The 13,954-nt window shown below is 53.9% G+C and carries 16 protein-coding genes and 1 pseudogene; 13 read left to right on the top strand and 4 right to left on the bottom strand.

Features of this window, described 5'->3' with window-relative positions:
* Window positions 1-25: 25 nt before the first annotated feature.
* Entirely contained in the window at window positions 26-1,066 is a 1,041-nt protein-coding gene (locus CODIS_RS16470; protein ID WP_069127140.1) for a GlxA family transcriptional regulator, read from the top strand.
* Between the two features lie 225 nt (window positions 1,067-1,291).
* Window positions 1,292-1,498 (top strand): annotated as a pseudogene (locus tag CODIS_RS20620) (transposase); the annotation flags it as partial.
* Between the two features lie 137 nt (window positions 1,499-1,635).
* Here CODIS_RS20620 and CODIS_RS16460 read toward each other — a convergent pair.
* Window positions 1,636-2,172 carry a hypothetical protein gene (locus CODIS_RS16460; protein ID WP_069127138.1) on the bottom strand — a complete coding sequence of 179 codons (537 nt, stop codon included), beginning with the start codon at window positions 2,170-2,172 and terminating at the stop codon, window positions 1,636-1,638.
* A gap of 650 nt (window positions 2,173-2,822) precedes the next feature.
* Here CODIS_RS16460 and CODIS_RS16455 point away from each other — a divergent pair.
* Window positions 2,823-3,401, top strand: a complete 579-nt coding sequence (locus tag CODIS_RS16455) for a fasciclin domain-containing protein (RefSeq protein WP_069127137.1) — start codon at window positions 2,823-2,825, stop codon at window positions 3,399-3,401.
* A gap of 5 nt (window positions 3,402-3,406) precedes the next feature.
* Here the strand turns inward: CODIS_RS16455 and CODIS_RS21185 are convergent, their stop codons facing one another.
* Window positions 3,407-3,595, bottom strand: coding sequence for a hypothetical protein (locus CODIS_RS21185; RefSeq protein ID WP_162420261.1), 189 nt, complete (start codon window positions 3,593-3,595; stop codon window positions 3,407-3,409).
* Here CODIS_RS21185 and CODIS_RS16450 point away from each other — a divergent pair.
* Entirely contained in the window at window positions 3,585-4,172 is a 588-nt protein-coding gene (locus CODIS_RS16450; RefSeq protein WP_235615261.1) for a sigma-70 family RNA polymerase sigma factor, read from the top strand. The genes CODIS_RS21185 and CODIS_RS16450 overlap by 11 nt on opposite strands.
* Complete coding sequence (locus CODIS_RS16445; protein ID WP_069127136.1) at window positions 4,169-4,825, top strand: ChrR family anti-sigma-E factor; 657 nt, start codon at window positions 4,169-4,171, stop codon at window positions 4,823-4,825. The genes CODIS_RS16450 and CODIS_RS16445 overlap by 4 nt, the downstream gene beginning before the upstream one ends.
* Before the next feature lie 164 nt (window positions 4,826-4,989).
* Here CODIS_RS16445 and CODIS_RS16440 read toward each other — a convergent pair whose 3' ends face one another.
* Window positions 4,990-5,406 carry a hypothetical protein gene (locus CODIS_RS16440; protein WP_154723174.1) on the bottom strand — a complete coding sequence of 139 codons (417 nt, stop codon included), beginning with the start codon at window positions 5,404-5,406 and terminating at the stop codon, window positions 4,990-4,992.
* Between the two features lie 385 nt (window positions 5,407-5,791).
* On the opposite strand from CODIS_RS16440, the gene CODIS_RS16435 reads away from it, so the two are divergent.
* From CODIS_RS16435 to CODIS_RS16405, 7 genes are all read left to right on the top strand, one after another.
* On the top strand, window positions 5,792-6,142 hold the full coding sequence (locus CODIS_RS16435; RefSeq protein WP_235615260.1) for a MarR family winged helix-turn-helix transcriptional regulator: 351 nt from the start codon (window positions 5,792-5,794) through the stop codon (window positions 6,140-6,142).
* Window positions 6,143-6,307: 165 nt separating this feature from the next.
* Complete coding sequence (locus CODIS_RS16430; RefSeq protein WP_069127133.1) at window positions 6,308-6,727, top strand: DUF4345 domain-containing protein; 420 nt, start codon at window positions 6,308-6,310, stop codon at window positions 6,725-6,727.
* Window positions 6,728-6,978: 251 nt separating this feature from the next.
* On the top strand, window positions 6,979-7,821 hold the full coding sequence (locus tag CODIS_RS16425) for an SDR family NAD(P)-dependent oxidoreductase (protein WP_069127132.1): 843 nt from the start codon (window positions 6,979-6,981) through the stop codon (window positions 7,819-7,821).
* A 173-nt stretch (window positions 7,822-7,994) separates the two neighbouring features.
* Window positions 7,995-8,585 (top strand): hypothetical protein, encoded by a 591-nt coding sequence (locus tag CODIS_RS16420; protein ID WP_154723173.1) that lies wholly within the window; start codon window positions 7,995-7,997, stop codon window positions 8,583-8,585.
* A 433-nt stretch (window positions 8,586-9,018) separates the two neighbouring features.
* On the top strand, window positions 9,019-9,474 hold the full coding sequence (locus tag CODIS_RS16415; protein WP_069127130.1) for a (2Fe-2S)-binding protein: 456 nt from the start codon (window positions 9,019-9,021) through the stop codon (window positions 9,472-9,474).
* A 20-nt stretch (window positions 9,475-9,494) separates the two neighbouring features.
* The gene (locus CODIS_RS16410; protein WP_069127129.1) at window positions 9,495-11,684 is read left to right on the top strand and encodes a xanthine dehydrogenase family protein molybdopterin-binding subunit; all 2,190 of its coding nucleotides are present in this window, start codon (window positions 9,495-9,497) and stop codon (window positions 11,682-11,684) included.
* A 131-nt stretch (window positions 11,685-11,815) separates the two neighbouring features.
* Window positions 11,816-12,808 carry an XdhC family protein gene (locus CODIS_RS16405; protein ID WP_235615259.1) on the top strand — a complete coding sequence of 331 codons (993 nt, stop codon included), beginning with the start codon at window positions 11,816-11,818 and terminating at the stop codon, window positions 12,806-12,808.
* 103 nt (window positions 12,809-12,911) lie between these two features.
* On the opposite strand, the gene CODIS_RS20615 is transcribed toward CODIS_RS16405, so the two are convergent.
* On the bottom strand, window positions 12,912-13,124 hold the full coding sequence (locus tag CODIS_RS20615) for a phage integrase N-terminal SAM-like domain-containing protein (protein WP_083220839.1): 213 nt from the start codon (window positions 13,122-13,124) through the stop codon (window positions 12,912-12,914).
* A 179-nt stretch (window positions 13,125-13,303) separates the two neighbouring features.
* On the opposite strand from CODIS_RS20615, the gene CODIS_RS16395 reads away from it, so the two are divergent.
* Window positions 13,304-13,858, top strand: coding sequence for a hypothetical protein (locus CODIS_RS16395; protein ID WP_069127127.1), 555 nt, complete (start codon window positions 13,304-13,306; stop codon window positions 13,856-13,858).
* Window positions 13,859-13,954 lie beyond the last annotated feature (96 nt).

Genomic DNA, 13,954 nt, shown 5'->3' with positions numbered 1-13,954 from the left:
CATCTTTAATGCCATATCCGCCATTATGAAAACGACCGTTAGCGTCGCTATCGTTGCCATAGATGAGTGCATGGCCTCGGCCATCGCCGGTTCTGTCGATATGCTCTACGCCGCCAACAGAATCATCGATGCCATGGGTAAAAAGGAGCTGCCACGTTTCGAATGGAAGGTGGTCTCCGTCTCAGGCCGGCCGGTGAAAACCGGCAACGGCATGCTGCAGGCGGTGGATTGCAGCCTGAAAGGGGTACGCCAGGTGGATGTGATCTACATACCCGGCATGTCGGTCATCGATGAAACCCGCCTGGTGAATATCCTGGAAAACAATAGACCGTTGATCAACTGGCTGGCCAGGCGCGCCGCCGGCAAGAGTCTGATCACAAGCAGCTGTACCGGCAGCTTTTTCGTTGCCGAGGCGGGTTTATTACAGGACAAGCAAGCCACCACCGGCTGGCCCGTGGAGGGACTCTTTGCCGCCAGATATCCGGATATCCATCTCAACAGCGGTGAGTTGCTGGTGGCAGCGGACTCCATTCTCAGCGCCGGCGCTTCCACCTCCTATCAGGACCTGATGCTGGAGGTCATTCGCCGCTACATCAATAGCAGAGTCGCCCATTTGACCGCCCGTTACCTATTGCTGGACAGCAGTCGACACTCGCAGGCCGCCTTCCGCGTCAGCAGTGTCCGGAAATATGAAGACCCGGTAGTAACCAAGGCCCATGAGTTGATGCAGAAGAACCTGGGTGATCCGCTACAGGTTCCTGAACTCGCAGCTCGACTGAATGTCAGCGATCGCACTTTGATCCGGCGGTTTAAAAGCGCGACAGGTCAGGGACCCAATGCCTGCCTGCAAAACCTCAGGATCGACAAGGCGAAATGGCTGCTTGAGAGTACGGGCAAGTCACACGAAAGCGTAGCCAGCAGTGTCGGCTACACGGACATCAGCTCCTTCAGACGCCTGTTCAAACGCAGTATCGGCATGACCATGGGCGATTATCGAAAGCGTTTTCGCAGCAGACGCCAGACCAGAAGGCCTTTCCGACCGGAGAGCTCCCCGAGGATATCCTGACTGGAGATTTACCAGCTACGCCAATTGGCTGGGAAGATGTTTGTCTCTGCGGATGGGGTGGTGGGTAACCATCTCTACTCCGGACGGGCACTGGGTATCTCCGAGCCGCGGGACATCATCCATTTGCACCCTGACCTGCAGCCCCTGTGGAAAGGCATTGAGGAACACTACCAGCACGTGGGTCTGCCCTACAGTCGAAACGTGATCTGGAATCTCGATATGATAAGACCAGCGGTCTCCGAGAGGCGCCTGTCATTGACCCCTTCGGGGAATATCCGATATCAACTCAAAACGCCATACAGTGATGGTACGACCCATATCATCTTTAAACCGCAGGACTTCATCGCCTGGCTGGCGGCGCTGTCGCCCAAACCCAGAGTAAACCTGACCAGATTTCATGGCAGCTTGTTGCCTAAAGCAAACCGGAAGGCCTGAAAGGCAATGAATGAGTGCGGATTCAACCTGAAATCCAGGGGAGTTGAGTGGATTGAGGCCGGATAGACGGTTATTTCCGGACTATCCTGTCTCCAGTTTTTGCCTTGATGGGCAGGGGTGTTGGTTTATTCTCCTTAAACTTTTTTGCAGGCAGACAGCGGCGAGGTTTGCTCAGCCTGGAGAGTGGATTGTGCTTGCCTGCTCAGGCGGATATGCACGTGGGGTTTGTGGTGATGAAAAACCCGGATGTCGATGATCGGTTCGTTGATGCTGATCGACACGGTTAACAGGGGCAATTCCGGTGCATAGAAGTCGATCGATGATCCGGTTTTCCTGCTGACCAGCAGTTTTACCGGTTCGCGGTTACCGGCAAAAGTCGACAGGAAGGTCAGCTCAAGTTTGTCGGATTCGTTGCGGAACTGCCAGTAGTGGTCGGATGGCCTGAGGTCGGCCATACCGGCCACCAGGGAGTCGCTGCATTGTTGGAAGATGATGTCGTAGTCGACAGGGCCGACGGGGGTTTCTATGGCCTGGCCATCCCAAGAACCGGGGAGGGAGGTGATTAGGGTTTCGATGATATTGGTCGGTGGTTGTTTTTCTGGGGTAACTGCCCAGCCAACCGTGGTGGCGATGAGCAGGGAGAAAACAATGGTGAGTTGAGTTCGAAGCATGATTTCTTAGTCTGTGATTATTGTGACCTGTTTTAGAGGGGATTGTTTTATTTTGTTATGGCAACGGGTTCCACACGCGACAACCGGGCTGCCTCCGCAGAGAATTCAGATTACGCGTGCGAGTCCCTTTTTAGGCATAAAAAGGAACCAAAAATGCTTCCCCGACAGGCCCTTTCCTCGTCAAAAGTATCGCCTAATTGCGTTCGGTTCAGAAGCGGGTCCAACCGCTCTGAACCTCAAATGGCATCCCTGCCATTTGTCCCCAATTTGGCAATGCTTTTGTCGCGGGCCTGAAAGGGGTGGTGCGCTTTAACTATGAAGCTGCGTGTTGTCGTATGACTAAGTAAGGATGCACTGTTGATGTGCCAAACCGCGATGCTGGTTTCTGCCGTGCTCGTCATTAACTGAATGCGTGCTGTTGCGAAACATCCAGTCTGCATTGAGCAAGTCCACAAAAACCGTATTGATTTGATGTTCGTTTTGTTGGTGATCCATATCTCCCGGCATGGCGTAGAAGCGTATGAACGCACGCCGGCAATCAAAGGGAAAGATCAAATGGAGTGTTGAATGGTTAGGCGTCGTTCTGTGTGGCTTCGGATTCGTCCTTGTCCCTGAAGACGTTTAAACAAAAATCGATTGGAGAATTAACTATGACTACCACCCATTCAAAACTCGATGGCATGTTTTTCATACTCAAAAACAAGACGGTGTTGACCCTCGTTACCTTAGTGCTACCGGCAATGCTGATGCTGTCGACTACATCAGCAAATGCCGGTTGGCGAGGCGGGTACTTTAAATGTGCCAAGACAGAAATTATCGATGTGAGACCCGCGACAATCACCGAGGGCGCGGTGGCACTGGGTCTGAGTACCTTGGCTGCCGTCCTTCCGTTTGAGGTTGCAGAGTTGCTCGATTCCAGTGAGGGCATTACGGTTTTGGCGCCCACGGATGAGGCCTTTGAGAATATACCGCCTGACCTGCTCACCCTCATTGCAAGCGATCCGGATATTTTGACAGCTGTTCTCTCCTATCACGTGGTGCCGAAAGAGGTCGATCCCAGAAAGGTGCGTTACATCAGAAAATACCAGACCCTGGCTGGCCAGACTTTGTTCGCCAGCAGGGATCGAAGAAGCCCAATGGTCAACCAGTCTGAGGTCGATTGCCAAGGCTATCGCACCGCCAACGGTCTGGTCTGGGTTGTCGACAGCGTGCTGCTGCCACAATTCTGAGCATCTCAAACATCATGGCCGTCCCGCATCAGGGCGGGATACGGCTTGTTGGGATCACTGCCTGAAGAAACTGAAATGATCATGTTGAGAAAGATGGATTGATTGTGCCGGTAGTGATCCGATACGACAAAGGTAGCGTACATATGGATAGACAAGAGAAAGGTCCGCGCTATGATGTTAGCTGTGACTAACATAATTCCCGAATCCGAAAACATAGCGGGAGCTTCTGCCAGTGAGACGGTTGACAGGCTCACTTCGGTTGCCGTTAACCGTGACCGGCATGCCTTCGAGCGCCTGTATGGATACTTCGCTCCCCGGATAAAGAGTTATATGATAAGACAAGGCACGGATGAAGCCAGCGCCGATGATCTTGCCCAGGAGACCATGGTGCAGATCTGGCGCAAGGCCCATCACTACGATCCGCAAAAAGCCGCTGCAACAACATGGATATTCAGGGTGGCGCGTAACCTGCGGATCGACCGCTTGCGTAAGTACAAGCTGCACGAAGTGGAAATGCCCCCTGAAGTGGAGCCGGGCGACGATGAAGGTAGTGGCCATGAAAGTTACGAAAAGCGACCCGACGCGGACAAACTGCGAGCGCTGGTCGATACACTGCCGCAAAACCAGATGGATGTTGTGCGGCTCGCCTACTTCGAGGGATTGAGCCATTCCGAGGTCAGTCTGCAGCTGTCCATACCGATCGGCACAGTCAAATCCCGTCTGAGACTTGCTTTCGGCAAGCTGCGCATGGGTATGGGAGAGAAGATATGAACATCAAACATCACCCCGATGACGCAACCATACTCGCCTATGCGGCTGGCGCGGTAACCGAGGGCTTTTCCCTGGTACTGGCAGCCCATATGGAGTCTTGCCCCCATTGCCGCGGCCGTATGGCGGAGGCGAACGCCCTGGGTGGTGAATTGTTGTCTGAGATGCAGCCGGCAGCCATGTCCGCCAACGGTCTTGAAGATGTCTGGTCGCGTATAGATAGCGAACCGGATGAAGAGATTCCAGCCGCCACATGCCACGTACCGGTCGATGGCGTGCCCGGGATCCTGATCCCCTATCTGCCGGATGGAATCGATTCGTTACACTGGCGCAGTTTAATGCCGGGTATCCGCCAGCATGTGATTAACGGGATTGAAAGCGGCCGGGGCAGTGTACGTCTGCTCTCCATTGCGCCCGGTACAATCATACCGCACCACACACACCTGGGTGGGGAACTGACCCTGGTGATCAAGGGTGCCTACACGGATGAGATGGGATGCTTTCAAAGTGGTGACCTGGCAGACCTGGATGCATCGGTTTCCCACCAACCGGTTGCAGAAAGCGGTGAACCTTGCATATGTCTTATCGCCACCGATGACAGGTTGCGCTTCTCAGGGGTTTTCAGCCGCATGTTGCAACCGCTCATCGGCATATGACGTTATCCGGAACCCGGCCGGCTGCTTGAGGTGATTCTGCATCGGCCAGCCCAGGTTCGCAGATCTCAACATAAGACCGCACACAACAGATATGGCCAGATATCCGGCCTGGGGCGTGTTTTCCAGCCAGCTTCGCTTATACCGAATGTGGTCGTTCTGCTTTTCTACATATCGTCACAAACATGTCCGGCCTTTTCCCGCTCGTCCACTGTCGGGGGCATATAGGGTTGCGGCATGTTGACCATCATGCCCCGCATCTTCTCGCTACATTTACGCATCTCTTTTATCTTGGGATCGTTATTTATCTGCTTGCTGTATTTAAACGCTTTACTCATGGCCTCATCCCGTTTGCCGGCAGCACACAGGGCCTTTATATCGGCCTGCATTTTTTTCCCCTTGGCCTCGAGTTCCTCCACCTGTGATTTATCGATTTTATTGAAACACTCTTCTGCCTCTTGAGCCCGCATCATCATCTGTTGCATCTGCTGTTCACTCATGCCGGGTGCGGCATGTGCTGTATGAAACAGCAGTGATAGTGCAGCCAACGAAAACGTTACCAACTGTTTAATGTATGAAATCATTACATTCTCCATGTGAATATCTGTTTGTTTGTATCACTGAAAACGCTCTCAGGCGAGTCATCTAACCAGAGATATACCAATAATGGAAGTGATGGGTGTAGTGAAAAATTCACACCATGTGAGTGGAATGGAGTCTAAGGAAGGGCTCAAGTTCAGAATACCCCAAATGTTATAAGACAATCTGTGGTGCTCTGCCAGGTGTGTCGATGGTGAGCTCAGAAGAGTAGAAAAACTTGACATCGAAATAATATGTGTATATACACTATCTATGCTGGAGAAAAAGTTAAATTGCGACCTTAGCATGTGCCAGGGAATAGGTCAGACATGCGTTATGTTCAATCTGCGCAAGGCTTCCAGGGCTTTAACCCAGGTTTACGAGGAGGTTATGAAACCCAGCGGCATACTGCCGACCCAGTTCACCCTGTTGGTTGTAATCCGGGGCATGGGGCCGGTTGCCATATCCAGGATGGCGGAGGCATTGGTGATGGATCGCACGACATTGACGCGTAACCTGAAGCCCCTTGAGCGTGACAGGCTGGTGACAGTAAAACCCAGCCGACATGACAAGCGGACGCGCGAGGTGAATCTAACAAAAAAAGGGGTGAAGCACCTGGAACTGGCTTTACCCCTATGGCAGGAGGCGCAACAGAAGATAGAAGCCTCTCTGGGCGGCGAACGGCTTGATCGTATGCTCGAGGATCTGACAGCTGTTGTGAGTAGTGCTGCAACTACGTGAGCAGTTTTTTTAAAGTAATATTATGTGTATATACACATTTCAAAGATTTTCTATGAACCCAAGTAACTTTCAGCGCGAAAGTGAAAAGATCCTGATATTGGATGCCGCGGCAATTGTTGAATTCGATAACTCAGAAAACCATAGACACTCCATAAGGAGGGCTTAATGAAGAAAACTGTCTATCGCATGCTGTTAGGCCTGGGAACGTTTCTTATGTTCTTTCGATTCGGCGGGCCGGCGTTGATCTACGGCACGACAGGTCCTGGGCCCTTTGCGGAAGTTTGGGTGGAGCCCGGCAACACCACAAGCTTGTTGCTGGATGCAGATCTTCGTTTTTTCGGTGCGTTGATGTTAGGCATCGGCCTTATCATGATCTGGCTCATGCGGGAGGTCGAATACGGTGGGACTATCTTGAGAATCATAGCGGGGGCTGTTCTGGTAGGCGCTATAGCACGTATCTATGCTCTCGTTCAATTCGGATCGGCAGGTATGGCGGGGACCATCCCCATAATTATTGAAGTGCTCCTCCCTGTTGCGTTAATCGTGTTACAGACATCGATCAGTCGAGATGCTCAGTCGATTTAAAAACCGATGACAAATGTATCGCTTTTAAGGGACTCTGTCCCAGCCAAGCTAATGAATGAAGACTTAGGTTACAAAACAGATGCATACAGGTGCAAGAATTAACATTCATCGATTGCGCTGGTTTATTTACACCTTTGATTTGCAGCATTCAGAATTTTTTGTGCTGGGTTGATTCAAAGCATCACGCAGTTCATGGAAATAGCTGTGTGATAAATACCGTAGATTAAACGAGCCATATGGAGATCAAGTCAATGACTACGAAAGATGTGAAAAATGAAAAACTACCGACAGTATTGATTACCGGTGGTTCTAAAGGGATTGGATTTGAATTGGCGAAACAGTTCGCCATGCACGGCTACAATCTTGTGTTGGCGGCGCGCAGTGAGGCCGATCTCAAGCAAGCAGCCGGACAATTGGAAAACGAATATGGGTGTGGTGTTTCCACATACCCGTTTGATCTGACCGCTGACGATAGTTCGACTGAGTTGCATCGGCAAGTGATTGACGAGGGTATCCAGGTGGATGTGCTCGTTAACAATGCCGGGATGGGAGATGTGGGTCCCTTTGCGAAGAGCGATCTCAACCGGCAGCTCAATATGCTCAGGCTGAACATCGTTACACTGACATCCCTCACCAGGCTGTTTCTCCCCGCTATGATTGAACGCGGAAATGGACGGGTTCTGAATGTCGCCTCACTGGCCGCCTATTTTGCGGGTGGTTCAAACTGGGCAAGCTATGTGGCTTCGAAGCACTATGTACTGGCATTCACCCGTGGTATGGCAAGAGAGCTCGCTGGGACGGGGGTTAAGGTCACGGCGTTATGCCCGGGAGCCACACCGACGTCGTTTGCCGGTCAGGCGGGTGCCAACGCCATGCCGATCTATCGCTGGATGCCCAGGCTTACGCCGGCAAAGGTGGCGCTCGCCGGATATCGAGCCACCATGGCGGGGCGAACCACATCAGTGCCGGGACTGCTCAATAAGGTGTTTGCCTTGCTCGGTGAGTTGCCGCCGCGGTCGATAGCGCAGTGGGTGTTTGAGATTCTCAGCCGAACGCCATCGGCCACTGCGACAGAAACCAGGAGGGCCTTATGATCTATTTATGGCCTGAGCGCATGGGCCTTACGATCATTTTCTAACTAGCCAGGGAAATCACTATGCAATTATCCAGTTTGCCTCTGTTGATTGCTGTTGTGTTCGGATTTCTCTGGTTTCTTGTAAGTAGACTGCATCGGGCTGGGATACTGAACTCAGACCAACGGAATCAGATGGCATTTCTGATTGGCGTAATATTGATGTGGGGCATGTTTATCGGTTACCAGTCGAGTGTGGGCCGGTTTGGCAGTGAGCCATTTTATAATCTGAAGCCCGGCTATTGGATGCCCTATGTACCGGTTGTTGTCGCACTGAGCATGATGTTGTCGCTGGCGCCGCTGCGGGATGGCCTGAGAGTACTCGTGGATGAAACACCGGTCCATTGGTTGAGCGGGATACATATTCTCCGAATCCTTGCCCTGGGTACCTTGTTGAAGGCGTCGAATGATCTGTTTCCACAGATGTTTGCCTGGTTTGTGGGTGGTCCGGATCTTCTGTTCGGCGTCTCCGCCATCATCGTGACCCTGTTGGCCCGTTCAGGGCGGCTGAGTGATCGATTCATCCTCTATTGGCATCTTGCCGGTGCGTTGGCAATCGTCTTGCCGGTAGCGGGGTTGATGCATTTGTTTATGGTGGAACCCCTGTTTGCAGAGCTGTTCATGTTCCCCATGGTTATGGCGCCGGCCTTGATCGTGCCAACACTGGTTTTGTTGAATCTGCTGGTGGCCTGGCGGTTCTACGAACAGGGGGCGTTGAATCAGTGACTACACAGCTGCGGTCTTTATTTTAAAGTGTTCTCAACCGCGGATATGTAATCAATTTTCATCAACAGCCACACCTGAATCTTTTGCCAGTTAGAACCAGACGACAGAAAACCGCCTGTGGATGGACAGTCACCCGAGGTAATCGAGACCTGCAGGCTCAATGATTGAATACTCAAGCTCACGGTCTCTTGTGGGATTGCGTCACTGCAGGGTCCACAAAGAGGGGAAATAGTTCCAAACGTGCTGACGACGCCCTCTACAGGACCAAGGAAACGGGCAGGAATAGGGTGGTGGTTGAAAGCGATTGATGGATGTCCTTTCATGGTGGTCATTAATCCTTATTATCTGTATCCAGTTTGATCGTAGCGAAGCTTTGACTGCCGTACTATCCTAACCAGATGGCTATAGGGATAGCGGCATCCGGAGGCATAGCATGATTCAACTCACTATCAACGGTTCGAAACAATCCCTCGATATCGATCCGGGAATGCCCCTGCTGTGGGCATTGCGTGATCATATGGGGCTGACGGGCACCAAGTTCGGTTGCGGGATTGCCCAGTGCGGGAGTTGTACTATCCACCTTGACGGCGAACCGGTGCGTTCCTGTATCACGCCTGCATCGGAGGCGATAGGTAAACAGATAACCACAATCGAAGGCTTGAAAAGCCCCTCCGGCAAGGCGGTACAGGCGGCCTGGCGGGAGCTCGAAGTGGTACAGTGTGGTTACTGTCAGTCGGGCCAGATCATGTCGGCCGCGGCCTTGCTCGAGCGAAAATCCAAGCCCACCGACGCCGAGATCGATGCCGCCATGCAGGGTAATCTCTGCCGTTGTGCGACCTATGTGCGGATTCGTGCCGCCATCAAGGCGGCCGCGAATAAGTCTGTCTAGCCCGTCGGGAGGGAATCAAGATGAAGAGTGACTGGATAACCAATCTGAGTCGCCGTCGTTTCCTGGCGGCGGGTGTCGCCACCGCGGCCGGACTGACTCTGGGCATCATGCCGGTAACCCGTGCCGATACGCGCAGATCGGGGCCCGGTTTTGCCGGTGCCGCGCCGGCGGATCAAGCGGCCTTTCAACCCAACGCCTTTCTGCGCATCGGCAGTGACAACCAGATCACCGTGATCTCAAAACACCTTGAGATGGGACAGGGGACCTATACGGGGCTGGCGACCCTGGTGGCGGAAGAGTTGGATGCCGCCTGGGAACAGGTCAGAGTGGAGGGCGCCCCGGCGGATGCCAAGCGCTACCGCAATCTCTATTGGGGCGAGGCCCAGGGTACAGGCGGCAGTACCGCAATCGCCAACTCCTGGATGCAGATGCGCAAAGCGGGCGCCGCGGCGAGACATATGCTGGTGGAGGCCGCTGCCAAGCAGTGGCAGGTGAAAGCGGATGAGATCGGGGTCGAGGCCGGTCGCCTGACTCATGCGCCCAGCGGCCGCAGCGCCAGCTTTGGGGAGATGGCGGATGCCGCCGCGCAGCAGCCGGTACCGCAAGAGGTGTTATTGAAGGAGCCTGATGAATTTCGCCTGATCGGCAAGCGCCTGCCTCGTAAGGATAGCCCGGAAAAGACAGATGGCAGCGCTCTCTTCACCATCGATGTGCAACTCCTCGAAATGTATACCGCTGTGGTGGCGCATCCGCCACGCTTCGGCGCCAAGGTGCGTAGTTTCGACGACAAGGCGGCAAGGGCGATCAAAGGCGTCAAGCAAGTGCTGCAGATCCCTTCCGGGATCGCCGTTGTGGGGGACGATTTCTGGAGTGCCAAGCAGGGCCGGGATGCACTGCAAGTGGAATGGGACGAAAGTGAGGCATTCAAGCAGAGCTCCAGCGAGATACTCGACAGCTACCGTGAGCTGGCAGATCAGCCCGGAACGGTCGCCCGCAATGAGGGCGACAGCGAGACGGCGATGGCCAAGGCGGCGAAGGTCATCGAGGCCGAATACAGCGTACCTTTCCTGGCCCATGCGCCGATGGAACCGATGGACTGCGTGGTGCGCATCGATGCCTCGGGTTGCGAGATCTGGAACGGTGAACAGATGAACACCGGCGATCAGATGGCGGTTGCCGGTCTGCTGGGACTGCAGCCGGAACAGGTACGTATCCATATGCTCTACGCCGGCGGCTCCTTTGGCCGACGGGCCAATCCCAAGGCCGACTACGTGCTCGAGGCGGTACATATCGCCAAGACGATGCCGCCGGGGACGCCGGTCAAACTGATCTGGACCCGGGAAGACGATATGCGTGCCGGTTACTACCGGCCACTCTATCTCCACAAGCTGAAGGCGGGACTGGATGCCGAAAACCGGCCTATGGTATGGCAACAGCGTATCGTGGGGCAGTCTATTCTGGCGGGTACCCCGTTCGAGTCGGTGATGGTCAAGGATGGCATCGACCAGACTTCGGTAGAGGGTGCGGCAAACCTGCCGTATGCCCTGAAGCATATCCATATCGATCTCCATTCGCCGCAGTTGCAGGTGCCGGTACTCTGGTGGCGTTCGGTTGGCTCCACCCATACCGCCTTCGCAGTGGAGTGTTTCCTGGACGAGCTCGCAGCGGAGGCGGGTAAGGATCCGGTAGCCTTTCGACGCGCCCTATTGGCGGAACATCCGCGACATCTGGGTGTACTGAACCTGGCGGTGGAGAAGGCGGGGTGGGACGAACCCCTGGGCCGTAACCGTGGCAGGGGGGTGGCGGTGCACGAGTCCTTCAACTCCTATGTGGCGCAGGTGGCGGAAGTCACGGTGCGGCGCGGGGTGATCTACGTGGACCGGGTGGTGATCGCGGTGGATTGCGGCGTCCCGGTCAACCCCGATGTCATCGAGGCGCAGATGCAGGGCGGTATGGGCTTTGGCTTGGCGGCCACATTGGCCAGCGAATTGACTCTCAGGGAGGGGCGGGTCGAACAGTCCAACTTCCATGACTACCTGACCCTGCGTATCGATCAGATGCCCGAGGTTGAGGTCTATATCGTACCGTCCACCGAAGCACCCACCGGGGTCGGCGAGCCGGCCACGCCGGTGATAGCGCCGGCCGTCGCCAATGCGGTGTTTGCGGCAACGGGGCAACGTCTGAGACAACTACCGCTTAGGCCCGCCTGACAGGTTTATGGTTTTAGTGCACGAGTTGCGGTGTGGTTGTTTACGGGTTCCCCTATTGCACTGTGGTCTGCGTACCCGCGCGGGAGCGTGGGAACGATTAATCCATGGTAACAGGCCCTAAAAGGATTCCGATGGCGAACCATAACGATAGGTCAGGAGAGATTGTGCTGGCGGAGGACAAGGCAGTCATGGCCAAGGCCGCCGAGTGGTTGCGCGAGGGAAGAGGGGTGGCCCTCTCGACCGTGACCCGGACTTGGGGCTCCTCGCCACGACCGCCCGGGTCGTTGATGGCGATGAACGATCAGGGCCGGTTCATCGGTTCGGTCTCTGGAGGTTGTATCGAGGAGGAGTTGATCGACCGATACCGACAGGGTGAATTGGCCGACACGCTTCCGCTTTCGCTGGGCTTCGGCGTCGACAACCAGGAGGCCGGGCGCCTCGGGCTACCTTGCGGCGGGCGTCTGCAGATTACCGTCGAGCATCTCAACTCGGTCACCTCCATCGATCAGCTTTTGAACCGTATCGATCATGGCGAACTGGTTGCACGCCAGGTAGACCTGGGGAACGGAGAGGTTAGGCTGCTAACCGGTGATGGGCACCCGGAGTTGAGCGTCTCGGATCAGAGTTTGACAAAGGTCTTCGGTAGCGCCTGGCAGCTTCTTTTGATCGGGGATGGCCAGTTGGCACGCTACCTGGCCAGGATGGCGCGCATGCTCGACTATCGGGTGACGATCTGCGATCCCAGGGAGACATTCACCGATCCCGACCCCCTGCCCGATGTGGATTACACCCGCCAGATGCCCGATGACGCGGTACGCAACATCGCCGCGCGGCCGCGCACGGCGGTCGTCACACTGGCCCACGATCCGAAACAGGACGACATGGCGTTGTTGGAGGCGCTTGAATCAAACGCCTTCTACATCGGTGCGCTGGGCTCGACCCGATCCGCCGCAAAGCGACATGATCGTTTGGCGAAAATGGGCTGCTCCCCACAGCAACTTGAGCGCATAAGAGGCCCGGCCGGTGTATCGATCGGTAGTAAACGGCCCCCCGAGATCGCCCTCTCCATCATGGCTGAGATAACCGCGACCCGGAATAGAACTGCCGGCGTTGCAGCGACATAGTTTATTTGGCTAGTGGGGATACTTCGGATTAGCATTATTCACCGATTGTTAAGCCAAGCTTATGGCTATGGAATCGACGATTACGTTAATCTCTCCAGGGGGCTCAAGACGTCGAAGGCGCAACGTTTCTATTGACCGCAAGGTGAGTCAGAAACGCTTCGATTTCAGCCTTACCCATCTCAACGGGGTGGCGTTTGTTATGGAACAGAATAAAGCGTCGAATGCAGTCGGCATAAGCCTGCTCAGTGCGGATGCTGTAATGTTTGGTTCTAATAGCCGCACGAACACGGTCGAGCAAGCGGGGTTCCTTTCCCATTATGGCAATCCCTTTTCAGGTTTTTATTTAGATCTTATAATGCAGGTATAATACATTATAAGAACATTAATTCAAGTGTTTACTGGAGATCTAAAGGGAATATGCACCTCAGTGTCGTGTTCAAGCACAACTTTTAGGTCTTCGATTAATAGTTAGCCCTAAAGAGGCCTCGTAGTCTTATGAACTCTGTTGCTCCAATAACGTATCGATTCGTTGTAGCGCATCTGTCGCCAGGCCTACTTGCACTGTATCCATTGTCTTTAATGGTGGAACAAATCAATGCTCTGCTTATTGCCGCAACCAAAGGGGATGCTGGCCTGTCGGGTAGCCTTGTGGTCCTCTCAATCGCCTTGGTAGCAGGTTTGGTAGTCGATGGGTTGTGCTTCGTCTCTATTGACTATCTGATTCGAGAAATTCGCAGAAAAATATTCAAACAACCAACCGCAAAACGTGATCCAGAAACGGTTGATGATTTCGAAATGATTGATCGAATTTATTCTCGCACTTATGCGTGGAAGCAGTTTTATGCAAGCGCATCCTTCATACTATTCGTTTCGTTTCTTATCGAAATATTCAGCCCAGAGAAGTCTATCGGTTCCGGAGTGTGGGTATTACCTTTAATGTCAATTATGTTGTTATTTGCCTCCGCTCGGTCGTGGGCAAACACCGAAGATTTTCTAGCCAAGAAATTTGGTGTTCTAGATGATGCAACCGACGAGTACACACAGGGCTAACAAGAAGTTCCAGCGGACCGAGCAGATCCCCCGATAAAGTGGATACTTTCTGATAACTTCAGGAGGTAAATGTGCCGAGATACAATCAACCAAGGA

This window comes from Candidatus Thiodiazotropha endolucinida (assembly GCF_001715975.1).
In the GTDB taxonomy this organism is placed as follows: Bacteria; Pseudomonadota; Gammaproteobacteria; order Chromatiales; family Chromatiaceae; genus Thiodiazotropha; species Thiodiazotropha endolucinida.
Note: the sequence above shows the minus strand (reverse complement) of the source record. Positions and strands in the feature narration are given on the sequence as shown.

What these genes read in the sequence shown, in the direction of transcription:
- CODIS_RS16455 (WP_069127137.1), top strand. Translation starts at nt 2,823, where the DNA reads ATGACTACCACCCATTCAAAACTCGATGGCATGTTTTTCATACTCAAA.
- CODIS_RS16440 (WP_154723174.1), bottom strand. Translation starts at nt 5,406, where the DNA reads ATGATTTCATACATTAAACAGTTGGTAACGTTTTCGTTGGCTGCACTA.
- CODIS_RS16435 (WP_235615260.1), top strand. Translation starts at nt 5,792, where the DNA reads ATGAAACCCAGCGGCATACTGCCGACCCAGTTCACCCTGTTGGTTGTA.
- CODIS_RS16445 (WP_069127136.1), top strand. Translation starts at nt 4,169, where the DNA reads ATGAACATCAAACATCACCCCGATGACGCAACCATACTCGCCTATGCG.
- CODIS_RS16415 (WP_069127130.1), top strand. Translation starts at nt 9,019, where the DNA reads ATGATTCAACTCACTATCAACGGTTCGAAACAATCCCTCGATATCGAT.
- CODIS_RS16430 (WP_069127133.1), top strand. Translation starts at nt 6,308, where the DNA reads ATGAAGAAAACTGTCTATCGCATGCTGTTAGGCCTGGGAACGTTTCTT.
- CODIS_RS16410 (WP_069127129.1), top strand. Translation starts at nt 9,495, where the DNA reads ATGAAGAGTGACTGGATAACCAATCTGAGTCGCCGTCGTTTCCTGGCG.
- CODIS_RS16395 (WP_069127127.1), top strand. Translation starts at nt 13,304, where the DNA reads ATGAACTCTGTTGCTCCAATAACGTATCGATTCGTTGTAGCGCATCTG.
- CODIS_RS16420 (WP_154723173.1), top strand. Translation starts at nt 7,995, where the DNA reads ATGGCATTTCTGATTGGCGTAATATTGATGTGGGGCATGTTTATCGGT.
- CODIS_RS21185 (WP_162420261.1), bottom strand. Translation starts at nt 3,595, where the DNA reads ATGTTAGTCACAGCTAACATCATAGCGCGGACCTTTCTCTTGTCTATC.
- CODIS_RS16425 (WP_069127132.1), top strand. Translation starts at nt 6,979, where the DNA reads ATGACTACGAAAGATGTGAAAAATGAAAAACTACCGACAGTATTGATT.
- CODIS_RS16470 (WP_069127140.1), top strand. Translation starts at nt 26, where the DNA reads ATGAAAACGACCGTTAGCGTCGCTATCGTTGCCATAGATGAGTGCATG.
- CODIS_RS16460 (WP_069127138.1), bottom strand. Translation starts at nt 2,172, where the DNA reads ATGCTTCGAACTCAACTCACCATTGTTTTCTCCCTGCTCATCGCCACC.
- CODIS_RS16405 (WP_235615259.1), top strand. Translation starts at nt 11,816, where the DNA reads ATGGCGAACCATAACGATAGGTCAGGAGAGATTGTGCTGGCGGAGGAC.
- CODIS_RS20615 (WP_083220839.1), bottom strand. Translation starts at nt 13,124, where the DNA reads ATGGGAAAGGAACCCCGCTTGCTCGACCGTGTTCGTGCGGCTATTAGA.